The sequence below is a fragment of the Variovorax sp. P4_D9 genome, from assembly GCF_056401695.1.
Window position 1 is genome coordinate 1 of the sequence record NZ_JBFUIU010000536.1, and the last position, 6260, is coordinate 6260.

Here is a 6260-nt window from a genome sequence, read left to right on the forward strand (position 1 = left end):
GGTAGAGATAGCCGTTCTCGTCGATATGGCCGACGTCACCGAAGGTCTGCCACCCGTGCGGCAGTGTGCGGGCGGCGGTCTTCTCAGGTGCCTTGTAATACGCGAAGGGTGCGACGCCGGAAAAGTACACCAAGCCCGTGACGCGGGGCGGCAACAAATGGYCGGCCTCATCCGTCACGTGAAGGATTCCTTTGCGGGCCCGTCCCACCGACCCGGGATGGGTGAGTGCCTCGGTCGAATCGATCAGGGTCAGCCCGACGCCTTCGCTGCCAGAGTAGTACTCCCGCACGATCGGACCCCACCACTCGATCATGGACTTCTTGACTGAAGTGGGGCAGGGCGCCGCTCCATGGATCGCGGATCGGTGCGCCGGCGCGGCGAACGCAGCGCGGCGCTCGACGGGAAGGTCGAGCAATCGCTGGAACATCGATGGTACCCATTGGCTGTGCGTGATCGTGTGTTGATCCAGCATCCGCAGCGCTTCATCTGCATCGAACCGTTCCATTACGTACACCGTGCCCCCGCCCGCGGTCACGGCAAGTGCGAATCGCAACGGGGCTGCATGGTAGAGCGGTGCGGTCGAGAGATAGCGCACGTCGGCGCCGCCGAGCCCGAATAGCGAGAGCAGGTCCTTCGCGAACGGCGGTGTCCCGCGATAGTCGGCCGGGAGCAATGGACGGAACACGCCTTTGGGCGCGCCGGTGGTGCCAGAGGTGTACACCATCAGTGCGCCGGGTGTCTCATCAGCATGGGCTTCCGGCGAGGCCTGCGACATGAGCGTTTCCAGCGCAACGAACTCCGGAATCGAGCCCCGCAGCGACAGCCACGAGATCCCCGGTTTCGACAGGGCAGGGAGTTGGGCTGCGACGTCCGCCCAGACGGCGTCGGCGACCACGACTTTCGCGTCGCAATCCTCGACCAGGTAGTGCAGCTCGCTAACCGTGAGACCAGTCGGCATCGGCGTCAAATAGACGCCGGCACGCCAGGCGGCCCATCCGAGGGCCACGGCCTCTGCCCGGTTGCTGATCAGCGAGGCGACGTGATCGCCACGCGTCGCACCCAGGCTGCGCAGCACCGCCGCCATCCGGTTGCTCGTCGCCTCGAGCGCGGCGTAGCTCCATGTCTCGCCGCCGCAGACGATCGCGGCGCGGTCCGGCGTCGCTTGCGCATTGCGGCGCAGGTCACGCACTGCACTTTCGGTCTCGGCCATGGGAGTCAACCCGCGCTGCGCTGCGCCTTCTCCTGCTCGGCGCGGCCGCGTACGAGGGTCTTCGCTTCGGACCAATCCTCGGGAGTCAGCTTTCCCAGTGCCGCAAACGTACTCGGAGCAGCGAGGTGATGGCCGCCGTCGATCGCGATGTTCTGTCCGGTGAGATATTCGCAACCGTCGGCCTGCAGAAAGGTTAGCAGGTTGCACAGCTCGGGCATGCGACCGAAGCGCTGCATGGGCACTTCGTCCGCCGATGCAGCGCCCACATTGGCCTTGGGGATGGGTGCCAGCTTTTCCCACGCGCTTTCCGTCGGGAATGGGCCGGGGGCGACGGCATTGACCCGTATGTTCCTCGCGCCCCATTCGACTGCGAGGGACATGGTCATCGCATGTACGGCGGTCTTGGCCATTACCGAAGGCAGCACATAGGCAGAGCCCGTCCAGACCCACGTGACGAGCATGCTCACGACTGAACCCGGTAGGCCTTGCGCAATCCAGCGTCTTCCGCAGGCCAGGGTCGCGAAAAGGGCTCCATCCATCACGGTGGAGCGCACCGCGGCGAAGCCGCGGGGGCTGATGTCGATGGATGGCGAGATGAAATTGGCGGCCGCATTGTTCACCAGGCCTGTCAACGCCCCGCCGGCCCAGATGCGATCGACCATCGCCTCGATCTGGTCAGCATCGCGCACATCGCAGATGTGGTACTCGGCGCTTCCGCCATGCTGTGCCGTCTCGTTCAACTCGGCCACCGCCGCCTGCAAAACTGCTTCGCGGCGCCCGCAGATGTGAACCGCGGCTCCGTGGGCGGCGAAGTGCCGCGCCAACTCCTTGCCGAGGCCGGTGCCCCCGCCGGTGATAAGAATGCGCTTGCCCGCCAGTACGTCGGGCCGGAAAGTGGAAAGTGTCACTGAGAGTCTCCTATACGGGGTTGATGTCTGCGACGCCGTTGACGGCAGCGTCCTTGCCCGGGCGGAATTCGGCGAAGAGCTGGCGACCGATGATGTGCTTCATTACCTCGATCGATCCGCCAGCAATTTTGACGATGCGTGCATCGGCATAGGCGCGCGCAATCGGATATTCCCACATGTAGCCCCAGCCGCCGAAGAGCTGCAGGCATTCGTCGACGACCTTGCAGTGCATGTTGCTGAGCCACATCTTGGCCATTGCGGCGTCGACCGCGTTGAGCTCGCCGTTCATGAAGTTCTCGATGCACTTGTCGGTGAACTGCCTCCCGACGACTGCCTCGGTCTTCAGTTCCGCCAGCTTGAACTGGGTGTTCTGGAAGTCCCCGATTGTCTTGCCGAAAGCCTTTCGGTTGCCGGTGTACTCGATTGTCCAGTCGATCACCGTTTCGGCCACCGTGGCGGAACGGATGGCTTGCGCGAGCCGTTCCTGCGCGAGCTTGGTCATCATTAGTTCGAAGCCGCGACCCTCTTCGCCGAGCATTGCGCTAGCCGGTACGCGGACTTCGTCGAAGAACAGTTCCGAGGTGTCCTGCGCCTTCATGCCGAGCTTGTGCAGGTTCTTTCCGCGGCGGAAGCCGGGCAGGCTGGTGTCGACCAGAAACAGGGTCACGCCCTTGGCACCTGCGGTCGAATCTGTCTTCGTCGCAAGCACGATCACGTCGCAAAGCTGCCCGTTCGAGATGAAGACCTTTTGGCCGGAGATGACAAAATCATCTCCGTCGCGCACCGCCTTGGTCCGAATCGCCTTGAGATCCGATCCAGCGTGGGGCTCGGTCATGCCGAGAGATCCGATCGCCTCGCCGGCCACCATCAGCGGAAGCCACTTCTTCTTCTGCGCTTCACTGCCGAAACTGGCGATGTAGGTCGCAACCAGATCGCAGTGGATCATGAAGCCCGGGCCGGTGAAGCCCGAGCGCGCCATCTCCTCGAACACCACCACGTCGAATAGGTAGTCCGCGCCTGCCCCGCCGTACCGCTCTGGCACGGTGCAGCACAGCATGCCCGCCGCGCCGGCCTTCAGCCAGAGCTCGCGCGGCACGACGCCAGACTCTTCCCATGCGGCATGATGCGGTGCGATCTCGTTCTCGATGAATCGACGCACCATGCTGCGAAATCCCTCATGGTCTTCGCTAAACAGTTTTCGTTTGAACACCTTTGGCTCCCTTGTGATCAGTAGGACTTGGGAAGGTCCAGCACCTTCTCGGCGATGAATGACAGGATTAGTTGCTCGGTGACGGGCGCGATGCGCGTCACCGTAACTTCGCGCAACAGGCGTTCGACGTGGTACTCCTTCGCGTAGCCGAAGCCACCGTGGGTCAGCACGGCCTGCATGCACGAATCGAATCCCGCGCGAGCACCGAGGAACTTGGCGGCGTTGGCTTCTGCGCCGCAGGGCTGATGCTGGTCGTAAAGCCATGCACCCTTCATCACCATGGCCCACGCGGCTTCCAGCGCCATCCATCGCTCGGCCAGCGGATGCTGGATGCCCTGGTTCTGGCCGATGGGCCGGTCGAAGACAACACGCTCGCGGGCATACTTGGCAGCCCGGCGCAACGCGTCCTGACCGATCGCGACGGCTTCGGCCGCCACCAGCAGGCGCTCTGGATTGAGGCTGTGCAGGATGTACGAGAAGCCTTTTCCTTCTTCGCCGACGCGGTCCTCATCGGGAATGAACAGGCCGTCGATAAAGATTGAGTTTGAGTCGACCGYCTTGCGCCCCATTTTAGGAATACGGTGCACCTCGATCTTGCTACGGTCCAGGTCGGTGTAGAAGATCGTGATGCCGTCGGTGGGCTTCTTGCAATCTTCAAGCTTGGTGGTGCGCGTCAGCAGCATGATCTTGTTGGCCACCTGCGCGGTCGAGGTCCAGACCTTCTGCCCGTGCACCAAATAGCCGCCGGGCACCTTCTGCGCGAAGGTCTTGATCGCAGTCGTGTTGAGTCCGGCGTCGGGCTCGGTGAAGCCGAAGCAGCACTGGTCTTTGCCTTCGATAAGCCGCGGCAGCCACCGCTGGCGTTGCTCAGCGGTGCCGAACACCACGATCGGATGCGGGCCGAAGAGGTTGATATGCACCGTCGAAGCAGCAGCCATTCCGCCGCCGTGGCTCGCGACTTCGTGCATCATGATCACCGCCTCTGTCACGCCGAGCCCGGCACCGCCGTACTCCGTAGGCATTGTGATGCCGAGCCAACCAGCATCGGCCATGGCTCGGTGAAAGGCGCGCGGGAACTCGCCGTCGTCGTCTCGCGCGAGCCAGTACTCGTCGTCGAACGATCGCACGACCGTACTCACGCCGTCGCGAATCGCGCGATGGTCTTCAGAGATTGAGAAATCCATTGGGGTCTCCGTAATACTGGTGTTGTCGGCGGTCTAGGAAGCCATCCTCAAGGTCTCGAGCGCTTGCGTCAGATGCGGCTTGTCGAGCATCACGCCGTCAAGGCTCAGCGTGCCTGCCTCAGGCGCCGCCTCGAAGGCGTCAACGATTCGGCGTGCATGCGCGATCTCTGTCTCCGTCGGCGAGTAGGCTTCGTTGATGATGGCGACCTGGTCTGGGTGGATTGCAATGCGGCCGCGAAAGCCTCGTCGGCGCGAAGCTCGACAGGCTGCGGCCAGGCCGACGGAGTCGCGAAAGTCTGCATACAGCGTATCGATTGGTGGCACGCTGGAGGATGCGGCGGCGCAGAGACATAGCGAGTTGGCCCATGCATAGAGCGGCGAAAGGGCGCCATCGTCGTCGCGGTTTGAAACTGCGCCGATGGCCGCCGAGAGATCCTCAGCGCCCCATGTGATGCCGGCGAGGCGGTCGCTCGGTCGCGCAGCGAAACTCTGCATCGTCAGCATGGCCTGCGGGGTCTCGGTCGCGACCGGGACGATCCGTACGGTACCTGGTTCGATGCCGGCGCGGGCCTCGAGGGCGTCGAGGCAATGCCCCAATCGGTCGATGTCGGCCGCAGTGCGTGTCTTCGGCAGCATGATTCCGGCCAGCCCGGGCACGACGATCGCCGCAAGATCGCTCATCGCCAGCGCGGTGTCGAGCGGATTGATGCGAACGAAAAGCCTCGCACTGATTTCCGACGCCTTGGCGGCAATGAAGTCCGCGGCAGTGGTGCGCGCGCCGACTTTTCGCGAATCGGCTACCGAGTCTTCGAGGTCGAGGATCAGCACATCGGCCGCGCTGCCGATCGACTTCGTCAGCTTGCGTTCGCTGTCCGCGGGCACGAAGAGCATCGAGCGGAGTTTGAGCGTCTTCATTTTGGCTTCCGAAGCATGAGGGCTTGGCGCGTGCACACACACACCTCTTCGTCGCGCTGATTCAGCCCCTGATGGAGAAAGGTCACGATTCCGGCGTTCGGGCGAGATTTGCTCTCGCGAACCTCCTTAACCGTCGTGCGGGAGCGGATCGTGTCGCCCGCAAACACGGGGGCCGGAAAGCGTGTGTCGGTCATCCCGAGATTGGCGACGGTGGTGCCGAGCGTAGTCTCTTGCACCGAGAGGCCGATCACCAGCCCGAGGGTGAATATGCTGTTGACCAATGGACGGCCGAACTCGGTATTCTTGCAGTACTCTGCRTCGATGTGGATAGCCGCTGGATTGCAGGTGGCGTTGCTGAACCACATGTTGTCGGCCTCGATGACCGTCCGGTGGATCTCGTGATCGAAGGACTGTCCCACTTCGAATTCTTCAAACCATCGGCCTGCCATCGGGGTTACCTCTTAAATAGAAAGTTGCTTCAGCGTATGGATGTGCATGGTACGCATGTGTACTATACCAACTCTCTTCGATTTGCAACTCAGGTGGAACCTTGATGGAGACGCTGCGATGAACCCTTTGATCAATCGGCAAGTGCGGCTGCGAAGCCGTCCTTCGGGCATTCCGCAGGCCGAGCACTTCGAGATCGTCGAGGTGCCGGTCGGGACACCAGGCCCGGGGCAAGTGCTCATTCGCAATCTATGGTTGTCGGTCGAGCCTGCAATGCGCGGCTGGGTGAATGCTGTCGGCAACTACTCCGAGCCGGTCGCGGTGGGAGCCGTGATGCGCTCGTTCGCCTGCGGGCGGGTTGTGGCATCGAATGATCCGGCATGGCC

The 6260-nt window shown here is 62.9% G+C and carries 6 protein-coding genes and 1 pseudogene; 1 reads left to right on the forward strand and 6 read right to left on the reverse strand.

Annotated features, from left to right (window positions below):
* The 6 genes from AC1DY5_RS37955 to AC1DY5_RS37980 form a co-directional block, all read right to left on the reverse strand.
* The coding region (locus tag AC1DY5_RS37955) for an AMP-binding protein (protein ID WP_478119620.1) at positions 1-1210 on the reverse strand (1210 nt) is incomplete at its 3' end.
* A 5-nt stretch (positions 1211-1215) separates the two neighbouring features.
* Entirely contained in the window at positions 1216-2118 is a 903-nt protein-coding gene (locus AC1DY5_RS37960) for an SDR family oxidoreductase (protein WP_478119621.1), read from the reverse strand.
* 10 nt (positions 2119-2128) lie between these two features.
* Positions 2129-3328: an acyl-CoA dehydrogenase family protein gene (locus tag AC1DY5_RS37965; protein ID WP_478119625.1), complete on the reverse strand. Its 1200-nt coding sequence runs from the start codon at positions 3326-3328 to the stop codon at positions 2129-2131.
* A 17-nt stretch (positions 3329-3345) separates the two neighbouring features.
* Positions 3346-4512: an acyl-CoA dehydrogenase family protein gene (locus AC1DY5_RS37970; RefSeq protein WP_478119622.1), complete on the reverse strand. Its 1167-nt coding sequence runs from the start codon at positions 4510-4512 to the stop codon at positions 3346-3348.
* A 33-nt stretch (positions 4513-4545) separates the two neighbouring features.
* Entirely contained in the window at positions 4546-5427 is an 882-nt protein-coding gene (locus AC1DY5_RS37975; RefSeq protein WP_478119623.1) for an HpcH/HpaI aldolase/citrate lyase family protein, read from the reverse strand.
* Entirely contained in the window at positions 5424-5876 is a 453-nt protein-coding gene (locus AC1DY5_RS37980) for a MaoC family dehydratase (protein WP_478119624.1), read from the reverse strand. The genes AC1DY5_RS37975 and AC1DY5_RS37980 overlap by 4 nt, the downstream gene beginning before the upstream one ends.
* 118 nt (positions 5877-5994) lie before the next feature.
* On the opposite strand from AC1DY5_RS37980, the pseudogene AC1DY5_RS37985 reads away from it, so the two are divergent.
* Positions 5995-6260: pseudogene (locus AC1DY5_RS37985) on the forward strand (NADP-dependent oxidoreductase); the annotation flags it as partial.

Bases quoted from the DNA above. Each gene is read 5' to 3' on its own strand.
- AC1DY5_RS37975 (WP_478119623.1), bottom strand. From the start codon at position 5,427: ATGAAGACGCTCAAACTCCGCTCGATGCTCTTCGTGCCCGCGGACAGC.